Genomic DNA, 20,945 nt, shown 5'->3' with positions numbered 1-20,945 from the left:
GAGACTTCAGCGGGTCGGGGCGGGCACGGGCTCGGCCGGAGCCGGTGCGGCGGCGGGTGCGGCGAGCGCGGCGGCCTGGCGGCGGGCTTCCGAACGCAGCAGCCGGCGCATCCGGACGAGCGCGATGTCGTGCTGGTACAGGTTTTCCCGGTCCCACGCGTCGAGCGGCATCGCCTCGGCCATCTCGCGGTCCTGCTCCAGCACCGCCCAGTGCCGGGCCTCGAGCCGGTTGCGGTAGAGGACGCGCCAGCTGTCGCGTTCCCAGCCGGAAACCTGGCGGCAGCGCCAGAAAAACGCCGCGTGCTGGGTTTCGTTGATCGCGCACAGCGCGGCGACGATGGTGAACGCGCCGCCCGGACCGGCGGTGTCCGGATACGGGATGTCGAGCGTGACCCACTGCGCGCCGGCGTCGGTGAGCTGCACCCAGTCGAAGTTCACGCCGCGCTGGTCGGTCTTCTCGAAGACGAACCCGTCGTCGATCGCGCGGATCTGGAAGACGGCCTCGCGCTTGCCGCCGAACATGGTGTGGCTGTTGCGGTGCAGGAACGCGCCGTGCATCGGGTCGAGCAGGTTGTCCAGGGAGTAGCCGTAGGGCGCCTCCCATTCGACGTAGCAGAGGAAGTTGTCCCATTCGCCGCCCGCGATCGGGTCCGGCAGCCGCAGCGGCGCCGGCTCGGCGGTCTCGTCCAGGCCGAACCAGGCGAACACCGCGCCGGCGTGCTCTTCGGCGGGGAACGTCCGCAGCGCGCGACGGCCTTCCAGCGCACACCCCGGGCTGCCGGGCACCGACACCACGACACCGTCGCCGTCCACCTGCACACCGTGGTAGTTGCAGGCGACCCGGTCGCCCATGTGCACTCCCAGCGAAAGCCGCGCGCCGCGGTGCGGGCAGCGGTCTTCCTGGACGTGCACGACCCCGGCGGAGTCGCGCCAGAGCAGCAGTTGCTCCCCAGCGCGTTCGATGCGGGTCAGCTCGCCGCGGTTGACCGTGCTGGACGGGCACAGCGGGTACCAGCGGTCGCGCAGGCCCAGCGCCAGCAGTTCTTCGGCGGTTTTGGTCGCCATCACGCCTCCCCTGCCAGCCGGGCGAGTTCGGCGGCGAACGTCTCTTCGGTCCAGTCGGAGCCGTCCGCCGGGCGCAGGCCGCCCGCGTTGAGCGCGGAGACCACGCCGGGCAGGTCGTGCACGCCCCGGCCGTAGACGGCTTCCAGCTCGTCGGCCAGCGCGTTCTCGTAGCTCGTGGGCGGGGCGGTGCGGCTCTGCACCGGCCGCAGCTGCAGCGGCATCGGGCGTTCCCTTCGGTTCGTGGTCAGGCGGCGGACGGGGCGGGCCGGGCCAGCGCGGCCTGCCCGGCGGCGGTGAGCACCGCGGGCACCCGGAGCCCCGGTCCGCGCGGGGCGGCCGGTTCGGGGGCGAGCAGCCCGGACAGCTGATGCCCGAGCGTCGGGTCGCAGCAGGCCAGGCCGTCGACGTAGAGGTGCGGTTCGCGGCTGCACGTCATCTCGACGTGCCCCGCGGCGGCGGCGCGCAGCACGGCGAGCTGCCGGTGGGTGTGTCCGGCCATGGCCGGCTCCTCAAGATCGGTTCTTCTTACAGATCGAGCACGAGTTCGGCGGACCGGCACCGCGACACGCAGAGCATCATGGTCCCGGAGGTCGCCTTCTCGTCGTCGTCGAGCACGAAATCGCGGTGGTCCGGCTCGCCGGAGAGCACCTTCGTTTCACAGGTTCCGCACACGCCCTCGCGGCACGAGGTCGGCACGGAGATCCCGGTGCGGCCGAGAGCGTCCACAATGGACTCGTCGGCGGCCACCGAAACCCGGGTCCCGGAACCGGCGCACACAACGTCGAATCCCGTTCCCGGTGCGGCGGCCGGAGCCTCAGGGGCCCGGAAGCGTTCGACCCGCAGGATGGCCGTCTCCGGCAGAGCCGCCTCGACCGCGCGGAGCAGCGGTTCGGGGCCGCAGCAGTGCACGACCGTGCCCGGGGCGAGCCCGGCCAGCCTCGCGGCCAGATCGGGCGGACCGCCGTGCTCGTCGTCGGCGTGCACTTCCAGCCGGTCCCCGGCGAGGCCGGAAAGCTCGTCCAGAAAGGCCATCCCGCCGCGCGACCGTCCACAGTAGAGCATGGACCACGGCGCGGAGCCGCCGGCGAGTTTCCGGGCCATCGCGAGGATCGGGGTCACGCCGATGCCGCCGGCGACGAGCAGGTGCTCCGGAGCGTCGTGCAGTTCGAAGGTGTTGCGCGGGCCCTCGACGGGAATCAAGCTTCCCGCCGTAAGCCGCTCGTGCACCCACGCGCTGCCGCCGCGCGAGGACTCCTCCCGCAGCACCGCGACCGTCCAGCTGTACCGGTCGGCCGGGTCGCCGCAGAGGGAGTACTCGCGCACCAGCCCGTTCGGCAGGTGCAGGGAAAGGTGCGCTCCCGGCTCCCAGCCGGGCAGCGGCTTTCCTTCCGGGTCGCGCAGTTCCACCTGCGTGACCCGGTCGGCCAGCCACGTCGTCCGGTGCACCCGCAGCATCGTCGGCATCGCGGTCGTCCTCAGCGAGTGACGCCGTGCATCGGCGAGGTGGGCGGGTAGGTCGGCAGCTGCGGCTTCTGCGCGCCGATGATGACGCAGAACAGCGCGTCGGTGTCGCCGGCGTTGCGCAGGCTGCGCGGCACCCCGGCGGGCACGCGGATCAGGTCGCGGTAGCCGAGCACGCGGGTGGCGGTCTTGGTGCCGTCCTCGACGTCGTGCACGGTCACCTCCAGGGTGCCTTCGAGGACGAAGAACGCCTCTTCCACGTCGTGGTGGGTGTGCTCCGGGCCGATCGCGCCGACCGGCAGCCGCATGTTGGAGAAGGTGAAGTGCTCCGAGGGCAGCTGGCGGGCGTCGCCCTCGTGGTTGCCGGTCGCGCCGGAGCCGATGTAGCGGATCTGCGCGCGGCGGAACTCGTCGCCCTTCGCGGCGGCCTGGAAACCGAGGGTGTCCCAGTCCTCGTACCGCGTCTCGCGAGCGGCGATGCACGAGTCGATGAGCTCCTCGAGGTGCTGGTGCTTGCTTTCGGTGGTGGTCATCGCGGGGCAACTCCTCCGGGGTCCTCGGCGGGCTCGCCGCCGAATGCCTTAGGTCTAAGAGACTTACTGATAAGGGTTGTACCCCGCGGCCTGTGATCCGCACAACCCCTTAGGCCTAAAATTCTTCGCGGCGTCTTCGCGGCGGCCCGCGCGCCGTGAAGGACTCCTTGAGGGAATCTGATTCCTTCAAGGAGTCCTTCACGGACCTTGGCCGGGCCGGGTCTTGACGAAATCTTAGGTCTAAGGTTTCCTCGGTCGCATCCCCGTCCTCCGCGCCGAAAGGACTTCGCCATGCAGCCCTTCCCCGTCCCGCCCGACGAAATCCCGGTCGGCGGCGACTGGCAGCGCGGCGGCGGTCCCGCGTCCGCGTGCGTGGATCCCGCCGACGGCTCGACGGTCGCCTCGATCCACGCCGCCGACTCCGCCCAGGTCGACGCCGCCGCCCGGGCCGGCGCCGCGGCGGCCGCGGACCCGGCGTGGCGAGACCTGCTGCCGCACCAGCGCGCCCGGCTGCTCGTGCGCGTCGCCGACGCGATCGAGGACCACGCCGAGCAACTCGCCCTCCTGCAGACCCGCAACACCGGCAAGGCGCTCGGCGAAACCCGCGCGCTGGTCGCGAGCGCGGCCGGGACTTTCCGGTACTACGCGGCCGCGCTCGAAACGCTCGAAGGCGAACTCCCGCCGAGCCGCGGCGCGCACCTGACGATGAGCGTGCACGAACCGATCGGCGTCGTCGGCGCGATCACGCCGTGGAACTCGCCGATCGCCAGCGACGCCCAGAAAATCGCCCCTGCGCTGGCCGCCGGAAACGCCGTCCTGCTCAAACCGGCCGAAGCCACTCCCCTGGTCTCGCTGGCGCTGGCCCGCCTCGTCCACGACGCCGGGATCCCGCCCGCCCTGCTGTCCGTCCTGCCCGGCCCCGGCTCGGTCGTCGGCGACGCGCTCTCCCGCCACCCGCTGGTCGGCAAGCTCGCCTTCACCGGCGGCACCGCCACCGGACGCGTCCTCGGCCGGATCGCCGCGGACCGGATCATCCCGGTCACCATGGAACTGGGCGGCAAGTCCCCGACGATCGTCTGCGAGGACGCCGACGTCGAGGAGACCGTCGCCGGAATCCTGTATGGAATCTTCTCGTCGACCGGGCAGAGCTGCATCGCCGGATCCCGGATTTTCCTGCCGCGCAGCCAGTACGACGCATGGGCTTCCCGCCTGATCGCCGCCGCTTCCGCCCTGCGTCTCGGCCCCGGCACCGATCCGGCCACCCAGGTCGGTCCGCTGGCGACGTTCGCGCACCGCGACAAGGTGGCCGCGATGGTCGACCGCGCCCGCGAAGAAGGCGCAGTGGTGCGCTGCGGCGGGCAAATCCCTTCCGACGAGCGCTTGGCGCGCGGCGCGTACTACCTGCCGACCCTGCTCGACGGTCTCCCGCCGGACGCGAAAACCTGCCAGGAGGAAATCTTCGGCCCGGTCGGCGTCCTCCTGCCGTACGACGACGAGGAAGACCTGGTCGCCCAGGCCAACTCGACCGTCTACGGCCTGGCGTGCGGCATCTGGACCGCCGACTACCGCCGCGCGCTCCGCCTGGCGCGCCGCGTCGAGGCCGGGACGGTGTGGATCAACACGTACAAGCAGTTCAGCATCTCGACGCCGTTCAGCGGCACCAAGGAAAGCGGCCTCGGCACGGACAAGGGCCGCACCGCGATCCGGAGCTATCAGCGGCAGAAGAGCCTGTATCTGAGCCTGGCGGAGGAGCCGATCCCGTGGGCACGGGCGTGAGCAGCCCGGAGAAGGACGCGTAGCTTCGGGTTTTCAGCGCGAGGCAATGCCCGGTCGACGGGCCAGTGGCCTTCGCCGCGCCCGACGGCCGAGCGCCGTTGCCGGTTCAGTCCGAGCAGCGGCGCTCGGCCGGGCTCTGTTCCTCGGCTCCCGCGATTGACGCTGAGCCGACGCGGGTGTTCAGTCGCCGAACTCGGCCTCGTCCAAAGACCGCTCCAACCGCGCCAGCAATTTCGCCAGCTGCGCGCGTTCCGCCGCGGTCAGCCCGGCCAGCATGCGGTTTTCGTTGGGAAAGTGCTCGTGCATGACCTTGTCCGTCGCCGCGAGCCCCTCTTCGGTGAGGCCGATGAACACGACCCGCCGGTCGTCCTCGTCGCGTTCGCGGCGGACGAGGCCGGCCTGCACCAGCTTGTCGACCCGCTGGGTGATACCGCCGGTGGTGAGCAGGTTGGTGTCGGCGAGGTCGCCCGCCGTGCGCCGGTACGGCGCGCCGCCCCGCCGGAGCGCGGCGAGGATCCCGAAGTCCGCCACCGTGATCCCGTGCCGGGCGAACACGCGCGTCAGCTGCCGCTGATACCGGTCGAACGAACGATGCAAGCGCCCGAACACCGCGAGCGGCGACGTGTCGACCTCCGGCACCTCGGCGCGCCACTGCGCGAGCATCTCGTCGACCTCGTCCGGCTCGGTACGCTTCGGCATCCGGCACCCCCGTGAATAGCTTTCCGCTAAGAATAGCACCACTAAGATTTCCCGGAGGGGACTACGGTGACCGCATGACGGTCAAGCGGATGGACAACGTCCTCATCGTCGTCGAGGATCTCGACGCGGTCATCGACTTCTTCGTCGAACTGGGGCTGGAACTGGAAAACAAGGGCCCCCTCGACTGGCGCGGCGCGGAACGGGTGGTCGGGCTGCGGGACGTCCGGCAGGACGTCGCCATGCTGCGCGTCCCCGACGGTCCCGGCCGGGTCGAACTGGCGAAATTCCACGAGCCGAAGGCGGTCGCGCCGGAGCCGTGGAAGGCTCCGGCGAACACGCTCGGCATCCGCCGGATGATGTTCGCGGTCGACGACCTCGAGGACACGCTCGCCCGGCTGAAGGCACGCGGAGCCGAATTGGTCGACGAAGTGGTGCAGTTCGAGAACATCTTTCTGCTGTGTTATGTCCGGGGGCCGGAGAATATCGTCGTGGGGCTCGCTCAAGAATTGAGCTGACCCGGACGTCAAGCTTTCCGGGAGGTCAGCAGCAACAGGCACCCGATGGCGACCGCCGTCACCAGACCGGCGACCAGCAGTTTCGGGTCGAGGCTGGTGGTCGCCGCCGCCTGCGCGACCGGCTGCGCCGAGGCAGGCGCGGCCGCGGACTCGCTCGGCGCGACCGAACTGGCCACTGTGGACGGTGCCGGCGGTGCGGCGGCCACCGGCGGCGCCACCGCGGCAGTACGGCTCGGAGCGGCCGCGGGCCGGGAAGCAGGGGCGGCAGCGGACGACCGCGTCACCGGCGGTGACGGCGGCGCGGCGGGCGCAGGTTGGACGATGACCTGCGCCCGCATGTCCGGATGCACGGAACAGTAATAGGAATAGGTTCCCGGGGTCTGGAACGTGTAATTCCAGCTCTGCCCTTGCGACAGCTGCGGGCTGCGGAACGCGACGGGCGCGCTCGTGGTGACCACGTCGTGCGGCGCGGTGTCGTGCTGGACCCAGGTGACGGTGTCGCCGACGCGCACGGTCAGCGACGCGGGCGAGTAGGCGTAGTCCTGCATCATCACCGTCTGGTTGGCGGCCTCGGCTGGGGCTGGCAAGGGTGCGGCGAGCGTGCCCAGGACAGCGACGGCCAAGAGGGCGAAAAATCGTTTCACCGCACGAACTCCCCGGCGAACTCGACGTGGACCGGCCGTCGGGCGAGGAGCCGCGCGATCCGTCCGGCTGTCCGAAGAGGACGGCGAGGCGGCGGCAAAGTACCGCGCAGCCAAAGGATGACGCACCCGTCCCCTGCCTCGCGAAGTTCGCCGCCGAGAACGAGATCGCGGGTCGAATCGCCGAAGTCCAGCCGCCCGGCGAACTCCGTCGACGGCTGTTCGGCGATTTCCTCTCCGGTGAACCGCACCTCGCCCAGTTCCCGAGTGACCATCGCGGACAGCAACGGGACGCGCGACCGGAATGAGCTGCCGTCGATTTCGGCGGTGAGGGAATCGTGGCTGAATTCGGCGCTGCGCACGGTCAACCGTCCGCGCAGCAAGGGAATTCCGAGCAGCCGCAGCGTCAGCTCCAGCACGCGGCGATCAGGCCGGAGCCGGTGGACTCCGGGTTCCGCGTCGAGGCTGCCCGCTGCGGGCAGGAACCGGGTGTCAGTGGGCACGAAAGCCTCCGGGGTCGAGGGCGGTCCGGGGCGGGCACGGCGCCCGCCCCGGGCCGGCGGTCAGCAGGACGCCTGGTTCAGCAGCGGCGTCAGGACGTTCTCCAGCCAGACGGTGTGCGTCTTGATGTACTGGTCCAGGTTCAGCAGATCAGTCACCTGCTGTCCCGGGGACTCCTCGAGATGTGCGGACTTGATGTGCGCGATGATCGGCGCGAGCGTGTCGGTGACGACCTTGTCGGCCGAACCGTCGAACGCCGGCTTCAGCACGCTTTCCAGCCACACGGTGTGCGTTTTGATGTACTGGTCGAGATTCAGCAGATCAGCTGCCTGCTGTCCCGGCGACTCCTCCAGGTGCGCGGCCTTGATGTGGTCCAGGATCGGCTGCAACACCGCCTTGGGCACGCAGGTTCCCGGCGGAGCGTCGGTGGGCATCGGCATCGTGTGCGTCGGGCTGGAGGGCGCGGTCGGGGTCGAGGACGACGACGGCGGCGCGGTCGGCGAAGACGGCGGGGCCGCGCCCTGCACGGTCACGGTCGCCTTCATGTCGGGGTGGATCGAACAGTAGTAGGAATAGGTGCCCGCCTTGGTGAAGGTGTGGGAGAAGGTGCCGCCGGTCTGCAGGGTCGGCGACGTGAACTTCTCCGGGCCGTCGGTGACGACGACGTTGTGCGGCGCGGTGTCGTGGTTGGTCCACGTCACCGTGTCGCCCGCGGTGATCGTCAGGCTGGCGGGAGAGAACTTGTACCCGCTCATCTCGACCGATTTGGCCGAGCCCGCCGAGGCCTGCGCGGCGGCCGGCGCCGCGGCACCGCCTTGCTGCTGCGAGAGACCTTGGTACAACGGGACAGCGAGCGGGCTCTGTTTCGCGAGCGCGGCGAGATCGACCTGGGCCGTGCTCGGAGCGGCGACCGGAGCCGTCTGCTGCCCCGTGCGCAGCGTGGTGAGGCTGACCAAGGCCAGCGCCAGCGCGCCGACCGCGACCGCGATCGGCCAGCGGCGCCGGCTGCCCGCCGCGGGCGGGGCGTCCGGCCGCGTTTCGGCGGAGGTGGGTTCCGGGTTGTCCATCAAGGAGATTCCTTTCCAGGGGTGTTCACCGGCCGGGACTGGCGGTGACGAGGAGGCTCGCCGCGAACAGCACCACGACGACGAGCGTGGCTTCCGCGGCGACGGAATAAACGAAGGGACGGAGCGCGCCGGCGTCGCCGCGCAGCACCACCGCGAAGTCGAGCCGCCGCGCGACCCAGCTCTTGCTCGCCTGGGCGAAGAGCAGGACCACCGCGAGCGCCGCGAGTTTCGTCAGCAGGATCCGGCCGTAGCCGGAGGTGAACAGCCGCCCCGGGTCGCCCAGCGTCCCGGCCGCGAGCACGACGCCCGCGCCGAGCACGACCAGGACCGAGACCAAGGCGAGTTTCGAATAGCGCGGTACGACACTGGCGAGTTCGCCGGGATCGCGCCGGGACAGCACCCCGAACAGCAGCATCGCGAGCCCGCCGACCCACGCGCACCCGCCCGCCAGGTGCCCGAAATCCGCCAGCTGGCTCAGCAGCGGACGCGCGCTCTCCGCGGAATGCCCGGTCAAGCCGGTCGTGCGCAGCAGCCCCGCGGCGACCACGCCCGCGCCGACCCGCCATCCCGCCGACCGCGCGGCCCGTTCGCCGCGCTGCAGCACGTCGGCGAGCACCACCCCGCCGAGCATCCACAGCAGCGCCTTGGCGAACCAGATCCGGCCGAACTGGCTGTCGAGCACCTGGCCGAGCAGGTCCGGGTCGAACAGGTCGGCCGGCGACCGCTGCGCCACCCACGCGCCCTGCAGCCCGAGACCGGCCACCGTCCCGGCGAAGCCGAGAAGCCAGCCGGTCCCGAGCACGCCGCGGGCCTGGCGGGAGTCCGCTCCCGCGGGCCACAGCAGCGCGAGGAAGACCATGCCGCCGACGAACAGGGCGAGCCCGGCGTAATCCGCGCAGCGCGCGGCGACGTACCAGAATTTCGCGGAGCCGAGATCCACCGGTTCAGCCCCCGCTCGCCGGAGCCGGGATCGCCGCGGGCGCCGGACTCGCGGGCGCCGGACAGGAACCGAGAAGGGTGGCGAGAATCCCGCCCGGACCGGTCAGCCCGGCCCCGGACGCGAGACCGCCGACGAGCGGCAGTCCGCTCACCGTGTCCAGCACCGGTTGCACCGCGCCGGGCTGGCACGTCGGAGCCCCGGGCGGCGGCGGACTCGGCGGCGTCTCGGTCGGTCCGGTCGGTCCGGTCGGTCCGGTCGAGCCGGGAGGCGCCGGATCGCCGGACGGCTGCGGGATTTCCCCGGTCGGCACTGGCGGTTGTCCCGTCGGAGCGTCCGGCATCGGCATCTGGGTGGCGGGCGGCGGTTCAGCGGGCGGGGGTCCGCCGTCCGGCACGGGCGGCATCGGCTGCACCGCACCCGCCGGGGGCAGTTCTCCGTTGGGCAAAGGTTGTTGCGGCGCGGGCGCGGCCTGAGCCGGAGCCGGCGCGGAAGACGCCGGGGCGCCCGCCGTGGTCGTTTTCAATCCGATTCCCGACGCGTACCCGACGACGATCACCACCGCGCCCGCCAGACTCGCCGCGACCACGTGATCCCGGCGCAGTCCACGCCCGGCTGAAGCCACCACAATCATTTCCTCCCGACGCGCGGATCGAACTCGACGAGTGAGCACCACACCAGACCGCGCGTTTCGCCAGCCGACGCGACCATGACGGGAAAGTAAAATTGATCTCCGAACAACTTCGGGCAATCGGTGAACTCGCCCCCGCGTCCGGCGGTGAGAACTATTTAACGCAGCCGTTGCGCGTCCGACGCACTGCCGACAACGAGGTGCCGAGACCATCCCGTTCCGATACATTCCCTTCCGGAAGCAGGGTTCATGCGATCGCTCTCCAGCACTTCCCCGTCCCGCCGAAACGGACTCGGCATCCGCCTTCTTGCCGCAATTCTTCTGGCGCTGGCCGCTGTCCTTTTGCCGCATACCGCGGCCGAGGCGCACAGCTTTCTGGAATCGAGCACTCCGGCGAAGGATTCCGCGATCGCGACCGGGCCGGCGAAAATAGTGCTCACCTTCAACGAGCCGCTGGACAGCGGATTCACCGAATTGGCGCTGCTCGGTCCGGACGGAAAGACGCATTGGGAATCCGGCGCGCCGACGGTTTCCGGAGCCGTTCTCACCGCGCCGGCGAAACCGCTCGGCCCGGCCGGAAAGTACACTGTGGACTATCGGATCGTCTCCGCCGACGGGCATCCGGTGTCCGGCTCCTACTCCTTCACGCTGACCCAGCCCGGCCCCGGCGTCGCAGCGGCACCCGCGTCGCCGTCCCCCGCTGCTCCCGCGCCGTCCACCGCCGCGGCCTCGACCGCCAGCGAGAGCGACGTGCCTCCGTGGGTCTGGGTGGCCGCCGCCGCGGTGCTGCTGATCGCGGGCGGAATCGTCGCGGCCCGCATTTCGCGCGGTCCGTCACGAGAATGACCGAATGCCCGTTGTGCGCCGGATGAGGCAATTCACCACCGGCGGCGCGGGCTGTGCGCACTCGGACACCGGATGCTGATCACCGCGCTACCGGGACGCAGAGTCCGCGCGATCGAATGCCCCGGTACCTGCCCCCCTCTCGCCCGGAAAGGCTCGCCCCATGCCGATTCCCGTACCCGAAGCCCTCGACCTGCAGGCAGACGTCGCCGACGGCAAGATCGCGGAACTGCGCCGTCCCGGCCGCTACCTGGTGAGCTCGATGCTCGCCGGTGCGTTCATCGGCGTGGCGGTCGTGCTGCTGCTGTCCGCGACCGGACCCCTCAACGCGGCGAGTTCGCCGTGGACGAAAACCGTGCAAGGACTGGTGTTCGGGATCGCGCTGACCGCCGTGGTGTTCGCCGGCGCGGAACTGTCCACCGGAAACATGATGACCATGGTGCAGGGCGCCCTCGTCCGGCGCCGCGGAGCCGGCACGGCCGCGGCGGTGATCGTGGTGTCGTTCGCGGGCAACCTGCTCGGCTCGATCGTGTTCGCCTGGCTGGTGCACGAAGGAGGAGTGCTGTCCATCGGCGCCGCCGGCGGCCACCCCGGCCCCGGCGCGGCTCTGCTCGCGAGCCTGGTCAAGGCGAAAACGGCGGAATCCGCGAGTGCGCTGTTCTTCCGCGGAGTGCTGTGCAACTTCCTGGTCTGCCTCGCCGTGTGGATGGCCGCGCGCACGAAGTCGGACGGCGCGAAGCTGGCGCTGATCTTCTGGTGCCTGCTCGCGTTCGTCAGCTCCGGATTCGAGCACGTGGTCGCCAACATGACGACCTTCTCCCTCGGCCTGATGGACGGAGTGCCCGGCGCGACGATCGGCGCGTTCGGCCGCAACCTGCTGTTCGTAGGCCTGGGAAACCTGGTGGGCGGCGGGCTTCTCGTGGGTGCCGCGTACGCCTTGCTGGGCAGCCGTTCCCGCGCGACCGCTCCCCCGGTCCCGGCGGCGGAGGAACTCGCGACCACCGGCAGCTGACCTGGACGCGGACTGCGGTGCCGAGGCCGGCACCGCAGTCCGGACGGGTCAGCCGGTGACGAGCGACAGACCGTAGGTCTGCAGGATTTCGTTCACCGGCTGGAACCAGGTCTCGCCGCCGGAGCCGCAGTTGCCGAACCCGCCCGACGTGACGCCTTGGGCTTGGTCGCCGGTGATGAAGGAGCCGCCCGAGTCGCCGGGTTCCGCGCACGCGTTGGTGTGCGTCGCCTGGTAAACCGCGCCTTGGGCGTAATTGATCGTCTCGTTCAGGCCGAGCACGGTGCCGCAGTGCCAATGCGAGGTCGAGCCGGAGCGGCAGATCGACGAGCCGACCGGCGCGACCGCCGAACCGCGGACGATCACGTCGCTGACCGTGCCCCAGCCGAGCACGACCGGCGCGGTCCACCACCCGTTGCCGATGGTGATGTAGGAATAGTCGTTGCCGGGGAACGAAGATCCGGCGAACGTGCCCATCGCGGAGTTGTCCCAGCCGACGACGGAGCTGCCCTTGCTGCCGCAGTGCCCGGCGCTGACAAACCCGCCGTGCACCGAGAATCCGATCGAGCAGCGCGTGTTTCCGTTGATGTAGTACGGATCTCCGCCGACGGTACCGGCCGAGAGCGTCCGCGGCCGGGCACCCGTCGACACGGTCACCGGGCCTGCTTCGCGGGCTCGGGCGAGGAAGTCGTCGACGTCCGGGCCGTGTGCGCCAGGCTGAAGGGTGACGACCACGCTGCCGGTGCGGGGGTCCGCGTGCCAGCCGCTGACCTCAGCCGGGGTTTGCTTCGCCTTGGCGGCTCTGTCGAGGGAGGTCTTCGCCGCGTCGAGCGCCGCGGCCGTTACCTGCGCTGGAACGGTTTCCGCGCCGGTACGGTGAACCGCGTCCGCCACGGCCGGATCGGTCACGCCGACGACCAGCTTGCCGAGAGCCGGGTCGAACCAGGCCCCGCCGAACGCCGCGCCAGCCGCCTGCTGAGCGGCGGGCAGTTGCCGCGACGCGGTCAGTTCCTGCCCGAGCCGGGTCCGCGCCTGTCCGGCACTGAGGCCCAGATCCCGTTGCATAGCCGCGACCAGGCCGGGCGACGCCTGAGCGGCGGGCGGGACGACGGCGGCAAGACTCGCCGCGAGAACGGCCGCACCGGTGAGGCTGAGGGTGATTCTTCGACGCATCGGAACTCCTCGAAGGCCGGGGGAAAGAAACCCACTGTCGGCCGAGTGCGCGAAGCCGGTCCAGCCGCGGCCCGCGTTTTGTCCGAAACCTGTCGCCGCGACTGCTCCGTTCGTTCACGCCGGAACGGACTTCCGGGCAACAGCCGCGTCGCCGCCGCTCAAATGGGCGGTGTCGGATCAGGCACCTTGACGTGAACTGGTTCGATCCGATCTTCCGTGCCCCAGGCAAAGCCCGGCTCAGGCGAGCGGAGTGTCGTCCAGCGCCTTCGCGAGATCCCCCGGAGTGTCGTACAGGGCGACCGCACCCGCCTCCCGGAGTTCGTCGTCTCCGAAGCCGCCGGAACGGACGACGATCGCGGGCATTCCGGCTCGTTTCGCCGCCTCGACGTCCCACACCGAGTCCCCGACCATCACCGCCGGCGCGTCAGGCGGGGCACCCAGCTTCTTGAGCGCCGCATGCAGCAGGTCCGGAGCCGGTTTGGACGCGTCGACGTCGGCGCTGGTGGTCCAGTCGTCGGCGAGGTCGCGGGCGTCGAGCTTGTCCAGGAAGACCTCCGCGTGGCGCTGCTGAGCCGAACTGGCCAGCACGAGCCGGTGGCCGCGCTCCTTGATCGCCACGAGCAGATCGCGGGCGCCCGGCAACGGCGCCATCTCCTCGAGCAGCGCGTCGACCTCCTTGCCCTGCCGCTCGCGGGCCCTCTCGCCCACCCGGCGCTCCAGCTCCTCCCCGCCGACCGCGGCGACGAGCTGGTCCCCGCCCATCCCGATCAGCCGGTGCAGCCGCCACACCGGAAACACCTCGCCCACCGACCGCAGGGCCCGGTACCAGGCGAGAGCGTGGTGGTAGTTGGAATCGATGAGCGTCCCGTCGATGTCAAGGACGGCGATGGGGGAATCTGGCACACCTGCTGGTTACCCACTGTCGCGGACAGCTAACCGCTCTCGCCGGTGGACGCATCGTCTACCCACAGCCCGAGCACCGCGGTGCCGCAGGCCCTTCGTCGAGCGACCCGTTGCTGGGGGCCGAGCGGGGAACGGTCCCCACGACAAGTGCGACCCTCGCGGCAGCCCCGCTTTTCGGGGTCGGTTATCGATCCGCACGGCCGGGTTCCCCGGAACTGATTACGTGGAGATGATCTTCATGAAACACGCTATCCGCAAGACTCTGACGTCAGCGGCAGCAGTTGCGCTGCTCCCGCTCGCGCTGCCCCCAGGAACGGCGAATGCCGCCGAACGCTCCGGAGATACCGCCCGGGCCACGCGAGCGGCGGTCGACGGACTCGTCGCGGCGAATCCAGGAGCACACATAACCGGCGTCAACACGGTCCAGCTCGCGAACGGCGTGATCGCGACCTTCGCCCCGAACGGCGGACCGTGCCCGTGGGAAAACCTCTGCATTTACGACCAGCCGGGAACCCAGGGCATCCAATGGAATTTCTACCGCTGCGGGTTCGTCAACATCGGATTGTCCGGCTGGAGCGACCGGATCAGGTCGTTCATCAACAACCAGACCTCCGGCACCGTCGCGGAATTCTCGAATTGGAACGGCAGGTCTTGGGACGTCGTGGGGCAATCCACCGCCTTCGAGATCCAAGATCCCGCCGATCCGGGGATCCAGACGACGGACGGCCTCAACCCGTGCTTGCACTGAACCGACCTCATCGCGAAGGGCCAACCGGACACCGCTCTGCTCGTCGCCCGCGGTCGGCCGGATCGATCAGCACCACCTTCGCGTTCCAACCGTCCATTGTAGACTAAGAACCTCCGGGCCAGCCTCACTGGCGCAATGCCAACATCCAGGTGGCAGGTCATCGGATAGTAGGCCGCTCAACTCCTTGTGAGGGAAGGGTTTCTCCCCAGCGGCAAGCACGCGCCGACGGTGCTCACCCCTAGTCGAACTCCATGCCCCGAAGGGGTTCACCGTCGGCAGCTTGCTCGTTCGGGTGCCCGCCGTGTCAGTGATCGGCGGCTCGGCGGTTTGCGGCCGCGAGACGGGGACCGCAGGTGGGGCAACGGTTCGCCGTGGCCGGTGCGGTTACCCGCGGTGCGGGGACGCCTTGTCGGCGACGCTCGTCCGGTGGAGGCAGCGGGTGAAACCCTTGCCCGGCGGTTGTTTCCGGCTTCGGCGTGCGGTCACGCTGGAGTGCGCGGCATTCGGCCGCGACCCGCATCGTCGATGGGACATGGCATGACTTCCGAATCCGATGATCTCAAGCGCGTCGTCTACGCGATCTACTCCGGTCTGTTCGCCGGGCTCACCGGCCAAGGCGACAACAGCGCCGTCGCACCGCCGTTCGACGAGAAAGAAACCATGCTGACGATGTGCATGCCGGGACAGGCGGTCCTGGCGTCGGACTTCGCCAACGCCTGGACGCCGGGCGACCCGAAAGGCAGCACCGAGAACGCCAAGCGGATGGCGTTGTTCTTCAACGACATCCCCCGCCGGTCCCACCGGTTCGCCCCGAACGGACGCCAACTCGACGACGTCTACGGTTCAGTGGTCGAAGGGGTCCAAGTCCACGCGCCCGAGCCGGACCCCAAGCAGAAGGAGGCGTACCAGAAGGCTTACAGCTTCCTTCACCAGGAGGTGGACATCACCGACCCGTTCAGCGGCAAGGTCACGAAGAAGACCGTCCCCAGCGCGGCCTACTCGACCTACCTGCAAAACAGCACCGCCTACGACCAGGCCAAGGTCTCCTACAACCACGCCTACCTGGCGGCGAAAAAGTCCGGAAACCTCGACAACTGGCCGGTCGAAGGCGCGGCGCTCTACCAGCAGGTGCAGCGGGCTTACGACCAGATGATGGCCGACGGCGCACAAGAGGTCATCGACGCGATCGCCAGGATGAGCACCACGGTCAACGACGCTGTCACCGTCACGTTCGCCGATGCCCAGCGACGCTACCGCAACGCGGGCTACGCACTCGACGGCGCAGCGGCGGAGAAGCTCTACCGGCTGGTCTACGCGCTGCCCGGAACGTGGTTGAGCACCACCGACCCCACCGGATGGGCGAAGGTGACCTACGACCGGAAGCACTTCGACCAGGTCGACCAGTCCGAGGCGGACGACTGGTCGGCTCAGGCCGGCGTCGAGCAGGGCATCTGGGCATGGTTCAGCGGCGCGAACGGCGGCGCCAGCGCGGAGCACGACCGGAAGACCTCCAGCACCAAGACCTCGAGCATGGAGATCAGCTTCGAGTTCATGTCGGTCAGCCTTTACCGGACGTGGATGCAATTCCTCGTCCTGGGCCTTCCCTCCTGGTCGAACAACGAGTACCCGCCCGGCGGGATCTCCGGCGGGCCCGGCGGGGCCACGAAGGACGAGCATTGGCCGCTGCTGACCAAGAACTTCATCGCCGTCCGCAACGTGACCATCAAGGCGGACTGGAGCGAAGACGACAAGTCGATCATCCGCGAGGCCGATTCGCAGGACCTCAACGTCGGCTGGGGCCCGTTCACCGTTTCCGGCAAACACGCGCACTCCACCGAGGAAACCAAGATCTCCCACGATTTCGACGGCCAGTCGCTCACCATCCCCGGCATTCAGATCCTGGGCTACGTGTGCCCGATCGTGCCGTACAGCCCGCCGAACCTGCGGGCTCCGCAAGGGGCGATCCCGGGCCAGGAGCGGGAAGAGGCCGTCCCGTTCGCCTTCGCGGCGCTGAATCCCTGACACCCGGTCCGATCCGGCGGCGCGGCGCGGCCGGATCGGGCCGGTGGACCCGCCGCCGCGGAGGATTACCGCAGTTCCCCGCTCGAACAAACGCGCCGGGTAGATTACCGCCACCGCCCAGACACGAACAGAATCTCGACCGCAAAAAAATCACAACGCCTTAGGCGGCCAATTCGGCAGCGCAGCGGCCTGCGGCCGGAGTGCGGGCATCGCGCGGGGTTCGACGCCGATCTCGTCCATGGCACGCCGGTAGATCTCGTGGCGGCGGCGGGCTTCTCCGACCCGGCGCGCCGTGAGCAGGACCTGGATCAGATTCACGTGCGCCTGCTCGTCGTAGGGGTCGTCCTCGAGGAGTCGCAGGGTGTGGCGGACGACCTCGTCCACGTCGCCGTTGGTCTGGCAGCGGTGGATCAGGGCGCGCAGTACCGCCTGGTGCAAGGCGCGCAGTTCTTCGACCGTGTGTTGTGCCCAGTCCGCGTACGGATCGTCCTCGAGAAAGTCCCCCGTGTACAAGGCGGCGCCCCGGTACAGGAGCGCGATGGCTTCGGACCTGCCCGCGCGATGCGCTTCCACCGCGGAGACGGCGGTCGTGCGAAATTCCGCGACGTCGATGCTCACCAGGTTCGCGTCCAGCCAGACCGTGGTGCCGTCGGTGCGCAACGGCTGCGGGTCGTCCTTGACCGGCTGCAGAACCTGGCGCACGGTGCTGAGCAGCACCGACAGCCGGTTGCTGGACTTGCCGGGATCGACGCCGGGCCACAGGACCTCCATCAGCTGGTCCCGGGGCACGGGCCGGCTGCGCGAAACGAGGACCTTCAACAGGTCTCGCGCCTTGCGGGACTGCCACGCCGTCCTCGGCACGGCGACGCCGTTTCGGGTGACCCGGAAAGTGCCCAGCGCGTAGATCGCCACCTTGCGCGGCACTTCGGTCGCCGAGTGCCGCCCGATCGCTCCGCACTCGGCATCCGGCCCGAAGCCGTGCTCAGGCACCGCGGCCAGAAAGCCGCTGGCAGCGAGGCCGGGCATGGAGACGGGCACCGCGTCCCAACCGAGGCGGCCGCCTTGCGGACCGCGGCCGGTCCCTCCGTGCGTCTCGGCGTCTTCGCGCAGCACGTCCGCACCGGCTGCTGCTTTCGGACCAGCCGTCGAGGCGGTGCTAGGCAAGCTTAGTCGCATTGATCTCACCTGGAACGCCTTTGCCTTGTTGGTCTTTTACTTTCCCACGCCAGGACTTGCCGACAACGAGTGATCGGAAAACCGACCGCACACCTCTTTCGCCGAAGCGGCCGCAGGTGGCGCGGACCATTCCCGGGCCTCGGCGGCCGCCTCCCGGCTTTCCCGGCACCCTGCCGAACCCGCACCCGCTATCCGGCATCCGCCGCGTTCATACCACCGGAATCCGCCGCCGCAGCGGACACCGGGCGCCGATTCCGCCGCTTCGGCGAAGTCCAGGGTATTCCGGATGCTCATACGCGCCCTTCGTCGGGAGAGTACTCGGCCTGCCCACATCCAGTCGTTGGAAATCGCGCTCCGTTACCCTCGGAAACAAAATTGCTCCATTCGTGCGATTAGCCCCCAAATGGAGCAGCGTACCGCCGATTAACCCGCCTCCAAATGCCCGTAAGAGAACGCTAAGCCGGCCGGAAACCCCATTTCTTAACCTTCCGTCCGGCCATGAATCGCAGCTGAAGAGGTGGGCTCGGATGACGGTGCGGGACGAGGCGAACTACGAGGTCTACTGCCTCGCCGACCGGCTGTTCTACGACCAGCCGACCCGGCACGCCGGCGACAGCACGGACTTCGCGGCCACCGCGCGCGCGGTTCCGCCCGGATGGGCGCACGAGTCCAGCGACACCTGGATGTACTACGCGCCCGAGGACGTCCCGCTCCCGGCGCAAGGCTGGAAGATCCATGTGTCGGCACGGCTGGAGGACGCCGAACGGGTGCTGGACGCGGTCTGGGAATACTGCGAAAGCAACCGGATCGCGTTCAAATTCTTGCGCAGCAGAAATGTCGTGGTGCTGTTCAACGCCAAATCGGCATTCCGGGGATCGAGCGGAAAACTGGCCACTATTTACCCGGATTCGGACACCCGGTTCGAGACCGTGCTCGCCGAACTGGACGGCCTGCTTCGCGGGGTAGCAGGCCCCTACATCCTCAGCGATCTCCGCTACGGCGACGGGCCGCTGTATGTGCGGTACGGCGGCTTCACCGAGCGTTTCTGCGTATCGGACAACGGGGAGCGCGTGCTCGCCATCGAAAATGCCGACGGCGCACTGGTTCCCGACGTGCGCGGCCCGACGTTCGCGCTCCCGCCGTGGATCCCGCTGCCGTCGTTCCTGGAACCGCACCTAGCCGCCCGGGCGGCCGTCACCACGGCGGATCTGCCGTACGCGATCGAAAGCGCGATGCAGTTCTCGAACGGCGGCGGCGTGTACCTCGGCCGGGACACCCGCACCGGCGACCGCGTCGTGCTCAAGGAGGGCCGGCCGTACGCGGGCCTCGACGTGGCCGGCCGCGACGCGGTGACCCGGATCGGGCACGAGCGCGACATGCTGGGCCGCCTCGCCGGACTCGACGTGGTGCCCGCGATGCTCGACTCCTTCGAACTGGGCGAACACCACTTCCTCGTCGAGGAGTTCGTCGACGGCAACCCGTTGCAGCGCCTGCTGGTGCACCGCTATCCGCTGACCCATCCCGATCCGGGGCCGGAGAAGCTGGCCGAATACGTCGAGTGGGCACTGGGCATGCTCGCCAAGGTCTCCGCCGCGGTGGACGCGCTGCACGGACGCGGCGTCGTGTTCGGCGATTTGCACCCGGAGAACATCCTGGTCACGGCCGAGGGCCGGCTGGTGCTGATCGACTTCGAGGTCGCCACCCTGGCGGAAGACGCGGCCCGCTCGTCGCTCGCGCACCCGGCGTTCTCCGCGCCCGCCGACCGGCTCGGCACCGAGGTGGACCGGTACGCGCTCGCCTGCATGTACCTGGGCATGTTCGCCCCGCAGGCCACCATCACCACGCGGTTCGACCCCGGCAAGGCACGGCAGATCGCGGAGTACGCGGCCAAGGTCTTCCCGTTGCCGCCGGGCGCGTTGGACGAATCCGTGCGCGTCATCGAGGGCGCGGAGCCGGAGCCGTCCCGGATGCCCGGCCTCCCGCTGCCCGTATTGTTTTTCTTGGGACGAATTGCGGGCCGCGCTGCGCACCTCGATCCTCGCGTCCGCCACCCCGGACCGCGACGACCGCCTTTTCCCCGGCGACATCGCGCAGTTCCTGCCCGGAGGCGGCATCAACATCGCGTACGGCGCGGCAGGCGTGCTGTACGCCCTCTCCGCCACCGGTGCGGGACGCTTCCCCGAACACGAGGACTGGCTGCGCAAACACGCGTTGACCCCGGCCGACGGCGCTGCCCTCGGCTTCTACAACGGCCTGCACGGCGTCGCGTATGTCCTGGCCGAACTGGGGCACCGGCAAGACGCGCTGAGAATCCTTGAACGCTGTCTCGCGATGCCGCCGGACGCGACCGAACTCGGCTTGCACGGCGGACTGGCCGGTATCGGGCTCAATTTGCTGCACTTCCGGGCCGACCTCGGCCTCGAGGCCGCGCTGTCGGTGGTCGACCAGGTCGCCGACCGGCTGGGCGGCGTGACCGACGTCCCCGAAATCAGCGGAGGCGACCATCCCCGGGCCGGGCTGATGTTCGGGTCGGCCGGACCGGCGTTGCTGTTCCTGCACGCCTACGAGCAAACGGGCGACCTTGGCTTGCTCGATCGCGCGGAAATCGCGCTGCGCCAGGACCTTCGCCGGTGCATCCGCGCCGAGGACGGCACCGTGCAGATCGACCAAGGCTGGCGGACGCTGCCCTACCTCGACGAGGGTTCGGTCGGGATCGCGTTGGTGCTGGAGCGCTATCTGCGCCACCGCCCGGACGAAGAACTCGGCGAAATACTGGCCAGGCTGCGCGCGGTCACCCGGAGCGCCTACTTCGTGCAGTCCGGCCTTTACACCGGCCGGGCCGGAATGCTCCTGGCCGCGCAACCGTCCGCAGTGGACACCTTGGTCCGGGGGCTGGGCTGGCACGCGGTGCCCTATGCCGACGGGCTCGCGTTCCCCGGCGACCAGCTGTTGCGCCTGTCGATGGATTTCGCGACCGGGACGGCGGGCGTGCTGTTCGCGCTCGGCTCGGTGCTGCACGACGCACCCGTGCGGCTCCCGTTCCTGGCCGGTCCCGAGAACCCGGATGCCACTGGGCATTCGTCACCCGACGACCGATCGAAGGAGGTGTAATCACATGGCACTTCTCGACCTGCAGGGTCTGGAGGCTCCCGGCGGCAAGGGCGGCGGCGGCGGTTCCACGCTGACCGTTCTGGGCTGCGCGTCGCACACGCCGAGCAACGTCAGCCTGTTGCTCTGCCACTGAC

Annotated in this window: 23 protein-coding genes; 9 read left to right on the top strand and 14 right to left on the bottom strand. The window is 69.7% G+C overall.

All coding sequences use genetic code 11. The annotated features are described in order from the left end of the window. Positions 1-6: 6 nt before the first annotated feature. The 5 genes from SSMG_RS12025 to SSMG_RS12005 are packed head-to-tail and all read right to left on the bottom strand — an operon-like array spanning position 7 to position 3,059. Positions 7-1,065: a Rieske 2Fe-2S domain-containing protein gene (locus SSMG_RS12025; protein ID WP_037713426.1), complete on the bottom strand. Its 1,059-nt coding sequence runs from the start codon at positions 1,063-1,065 to the stop codon at positions 7-9. After that, a complete protein-coding gene (locus SSMG_RS12020) occupies positions 1,065-1,286 on the bottom strand; it encodes a recombinase-like helix-turn-helix domain-containing protein (protein ID WP_009076039.1) in 222 nt (73 codons plus the stop codon). The genes SSMG_RS12025 and SSMG_RS12020 overlap by 1 nt, the downstream gene beginning before the upstream one ends. A gap of 23 nt (positions 1,287-1,309) precedes the next feature. Further along, the gene (locus tag SSMG_RS12015; protein WP_037713424.1) at positions 1,310-1,564 is read right to left on the bottom strand and encodes a hypothetical protein; all 255 of its coding nucleotides are present in this window, start codon (positions 1,562-1,564) and stop codon (positions 1,310-1,312) included. Positions 1,565-1,590: 26 nt separating this feature from the next. After that, the gene (locus SSMG_RS12010) at positions 1,591-2,529 is read right to left on the bottom strand and encodes a PDR/VanB family oxidoreductase (RefSeq protein ID WP_009076035.1); all 939 of its coding nucleotides are present in this window, start codon (positions 2,527-2,529) and stop codon (positions 1,591-1,593) included. An 11-nt stretch (positions 2,530-2,540) separates the two neighbouring features. After that, positions 2,541-3,059 carry a cupin domain-containing protein gene (locus SSMG_RS12005; protein ID WP_009076033.1) on the bottom strand — a complete coding sequence of 173 codons (519 nt, stop codon included), beginning with the start codon at positions 3,057-3,059 and terminating at the stop codon, positions 2,541-2,543. A 291-nt stretch (positions 3,060-3,350) separates the two neighbouring features. Here SSMG_RS12005 and SSMG_RS12000 point away from each other — a divergent pair, with 291 nt between their 5' ends. Further along, on the top strand, positions 3,351-4,835 hold the full coding sequence (locus SSMG_RS12000; RefSeq protein ID WP_009076032.1) for an aldehyde dehydrogenase family protein: 1,485 nt from the start codon (positions 3,351-3,353) through the stop codon (positions 4,833-4,835). A 180-nt stretch (positions 4,836-5,015) separates the two neighbouring features. On the opposite strand, the gene SSMG_RS11995 is transcribed toward SSMG_RS12000, so the two are convergent. After that, a complete protein-coding gene (locus SSMG_RS11995) occupies positions 5,016-5,534 on the bottom strand; it encodes a MarR family winged helix-turn-helix transcriptional regulator (RefSeq protein ID WP_009076030.1) in 519 nt (172 codons plus the stop codon). Positions 5,535-5,608: 74 nt separating this feature from the next. Here SSMG_RS11995 and SSMG_RS11990 point away from each other — a divergent pair, with 74 nt between their 5' ends. Further along, positions 5,609-6,049: a VOC family protein gene (locus SSMG_RS11990; RefSeq protein ID WP_009076028.1), complete on the top strand. Its 441-nt coding sequence runs from the start codon at positions 5,609-5,611 to the stop codon at positions 6,047-6,049. A gap of 8 nt (positions 6,050-6,057) precedes the next feature. On the opposite strand, the gene SSMG_RS11985 is transcribed toward SSMG_RS11990, so the two are convergent. Genes SSMG_RS11985 through SSMG_RS11965 form a run of 5 tightly spaced genes read right to left on the bottom strand, consistent with a single transcriptional unit; the run spans position 6,058 to position 9,820 of the window. Next, the gene (locus SSMG_RS11985; RefSeq protein WP_009076027.1) at positions 6,058-6,693 is read right to left on the bottom strand and encodes a cupredoxin family copper-binding protein; all 636 of its coding nucleotides are present in this window, start codon (positions 6,691-6,693) and stop codon (positions 6,058-6,060) included. Beyond that, complete coding sequence (locus SSMG_RS46810; RefSeq protein WP_009076026.1) at positions 6,690-7,193, bottom strand: hypothetical protein; 504 nt, start codon at positions 7,191-7,193, stop codon at positions 6,690-6,692. Before SSMG_RS46810 ends, SSMG_RS11985 begins: the two co-directional genes overlap by 4 nt. 60 nt (positions 7,194-7,253) lie before the next feature. After that, positions 7,254-8,258, bottom strand: coding sequence for a plastocyanin/azurin family copper-binding protein (locus SSMG_RS11975; RefSeq protein ID WP_009076025.1), 1,005 nt, complete (start codon positions 8,256-8,258; stop codon positions 7,254-7,256). Positions 8,259-8,283: 25 nt separating this feature from the next. Continuing rightward, positions 8,284-9,198: a copper resistance D family protein gene (locus SSMG_RS11970; RefSeq protein ID WP_009076022.1), complete on the bottom strand. Its 915-nt coding sequence runs from the start codon at positions 9,196-9,198 to the stop codon at positions 8,284-8,286. Positions 9,199-9,202: 4 nt separating this feature from the next. Beyond that, positions 9,203-9,820, bottom strand: coding sequence for a hypothetical protein (locus SSMG_RS11965; RefSeq protein ID WP_199785880.1), 618 nt, complete (start codon positions 9,818-9,820; stop codon positions 9,203-9,205). Positions 9,821-10,075: 255 nt separating this feature from the next. Here SSMG_RS11965 and SSMG_RS11960 point away from each other — a divergent pair, with 255 nt between their 5' ends. Next, complete coding sequence (locus SSMG_RS11960; RefSeq protein ID WP_009076018.1) at positions 10,076-10,672, top strand: copper resistance CopC family protein; 597 nt, start codon at positions 10,076-10,078, stop codon at positions 10,670-10,672. 160 nt (positions 10,673-10,832) lie between these two features. After that, positions 10,833-11,681: a formate/nitrite transporter family protein gene (locus tag SSMG_RS11955; protein WP_009076016.1), complete on the top strand. Its 849-nt coding sequence runs from the start codon at positions 10,833-10,835 to the stop codon at positions 11,679-11,681. A gap of 48 nt (positions 11,682-11,729) precedes the next feature. Here the strand turns inward: SSMG_RS11955 and SSMG_RS11950 are convergent, their stop codons facing one another. Both SSMG_RS11950 and SSMG_RS11945 read right to left on the bottom strand, forming a co-directional pair. Beyond that, positions 11,730-12,851: a S1 family peptidase gene (locus SSMG_RS11950; protein WP_009076014.1), complete on the bottom strand. Its 1,122-nt coding sequence runs from the start codon at positions 12,849-12,851 to the stop codon at positions 11,730-11,732. A 237-nt stretch (positions 12,852-13,088) separates the two neighbouring features. Then, complete coding sequence (locus SSMG_RS11945) at positions 13,089-13,754, bottom strand: HAD family hydrolase (RefSeq protein WP_009076012.1); 666 nt, start codon at positions 13,752-13,754, stop codon at positions 13,089-13,091. Between the two features lie 238 nt (positions 13,755-13,992). On the opposite strand from SSMG_RS11945, the gene SSMG_RS11940 reads away from it, so the two are divergent. Continuing rightward, positions 13,993-14,502: a hypothetical protein gene (locus SSMG_RS11940; protein ID WP_158688008.1), complete on the top strand. Its 510-nt coding sequence runs from the start codon at positions 13,993-13,995 to the stop codon at positions 14,500-14,502. Between the two features lie 537 nt (positions 14,503-15,039). Continuing rightward, a complete protein-coding gene (locus tag SSMG_RS11935) occupies positions 15,040-16,524 on the top strand; it encodes a hypothetical protein (RefSeq protein WP_037713422.1) in 1,485 nt (494 codons plus the stop codon). A 150-nt stretch (positions 16,525-16,674) separates the two neighbouring features. Here SSMG_RS11935 and SSMG_RS42310 read toward each other — a convergent pair whose 3' ends face one another. Then, a complete protein-coding gene (locus tag SSMG_RS42310; RefSeq protein WP_050788155.1) occupies positions 16,675-17,637 on the bottom strand; it encodes a BTAD domain-containing putative transcriptional regulator in 963 nt (320 codons plus the stop codon). Between the two features lie 590 nt (positions 17,638-18,227). On the opposite strand from SSMG_RS42310, the gene lanKC reads away from it, so the two are divergent. From lanKC to SSMG_RS44295, 3 genes are read left to right on the top strand one after another with little or no spacing between them, the layout of a single operon-like run. Continuing rightward, a complete protein-coding gene (gene lanKC / locus SSMG_RS11920) occupies positions 18,228-20,018 on the top strand; it encodes a class III lanthionine synthetase LanKC (protein WP_009076005.1) in 1,791 nt (596 codons plus the stop codon). Then, positions 19,912-20,811, top strand: a complete 900-nt coding sequence (locus SSMG_RS46805; RefSeq protein ID WP_286156949.1) for a hypothetical protein — start codon at positions 19,912-19,914, stop codon at positions 20,809-20,811. The genes lanKC and SSMG_RS46805 overlap by 107 nt, the downstream gene beginning before the upstream one ends. A 4-nt stretch (positions 20,812-20,815) precedes the next feature. Beyond that, positions 20,816-20,944: a SapB/AmfS family lanthipeptide gene (locus tag SSMG_RS44295; protein WP_086024887.1), complete on the top strand. Its 129-nt coding sequence runs from the start codon at positions 20,816-20,818 to the stop codon at positions 20,942-20,944. The last annotated feature ends 1 nt before the right edge of the window (position 20,945 follow it).

Origin of the sequence: Streptomyces sp. AA4 (assembly GCF_000158875.1) — a bacterium.
In the GTDB taxonomy this organism is placed as follows: Bacteria; Actinomycetota; Actinomycetes; order Mycobacteriales; family Pseudonocardiaceae; genus Amycolatopsis.
The sequence above is the reverse complement of the archived record's forward strand: the minus strand, read 5'-3'. Positions and strand labels throughout refer to the sequence as shown.

Bases quoted from the DNA above. Each gene is read 5' to 3' on its own strand.
- SSMG_RS12015 (WP_037713424.1), bottom strand. From the start codon at position 1,564: ATGGCCGGACACACCCACCGGCAGCTCGCCGTGCTGCGCGCCGCCGCC.
- SSMG_RS12025 (WP_037713426.1), bottom strand. From the start codon at position 1,065: ATGGCGACCAAAACCGCCGAAGAACTGCTGGCGCTGGGCCTGCGCGAC.
- SSMG_RS11990 (WP_009076028.1), top strand. From the start codon at position 5,609: ATGACGGTCAAGCGGATGGACAACGTCCTCATCGTCGTCGAGGATCTC.
- SSMG_RS11975 (WP_009076025.1), bottom strand. From the start codon at position 8,258: ATGGACAACCCGGAACCCACCTCCGCCGAAACGCGGCCGGACGCCCCG.
- SSMG_RS11935 (WP_037713422.1), top strand. From the start codon at position 15,040: ATGACTTCCGAATCCGATGATCTCAAGCGCGTCGTCTACGCGATCTAC.
- lanKC (WP_009076005.1), top strand. From the start codon at position 18,228: ATGACGGTGCGGGACGAGGCGAACTACGAGGTCTACTGCCTCGCCGAC.
- SSMG_RS12000 (WP_009076032.1), top strand. From the start codon at position 3,351: ATGCAGCCCTTCCCCGTCCCGCCCGACGAAATCCCGGTCGGCGGCGAC.
- SSMG_RS11950 (WP_009076014.1), bottom strand. From the start codon at position 12,851: ATGCGTCGAAGAATCACCCTCAGCCTCACCGGTGCGGCCGTTCTCGCG.
- SSMG_RS11995 (WP_009076030.1), bottom strand. From the start codon at position 5,534: ATGCCGAAGCGTACCGAGCCGGACGAGGTCGACGAGATGCTCGCGCAG.
- SSMG_RS11955 (WP_009076016.1), top strand. From the start codon at position 10,833: ATGCCGATTCCCGTACCCGAAGCCCTCGACCTGCAGGCAGACGTCGCC.
- SSMG_RS12010 (WP_009076035.1), bottom strand. From the start codon at position 2,529: ATGCCGACGATGCTGCGGGTGCACCGGACGACGTGGCTGGCCGACCGG.
- SSMG_RS11960 (WP_009076018.1), top strand. From the start codon at position 10,076: ATGCGATCGCTCTCCAGCACTTCCCCGTCCCGCCGAAACGGACTCGGC.
- SSMG_RS44295 (WP_086024887.1), top strand. From the start codon at position 20,816: ATGGCACTTCTCGACCTGCAGGGTCTGGAGGCTCCCGGCGGCAAGGGC.
- SSMG_RS12020 (WP_009076039.1), bottom strand. From the start codon at position 1,286: ATGCCGCTGCAGCTGCGGCCGGTGCAGAGCCGCACCGCCCCGCCCACG.
- SSMG_RS11940 (WP_158688008.1), top strand. From the start codon at position 13,993: ATGAAACACGCTATCCGCAAGACTCTGACGTCAGCGGCAGCAGTTGCG.
- SSMG_RS12005 (WP_009076033.1), bottom strand. From the start codon at position 3,059: ATGACCACCACCGAAAGCAAGCACCAGCACCTCGAGGAGCTCATCGAC.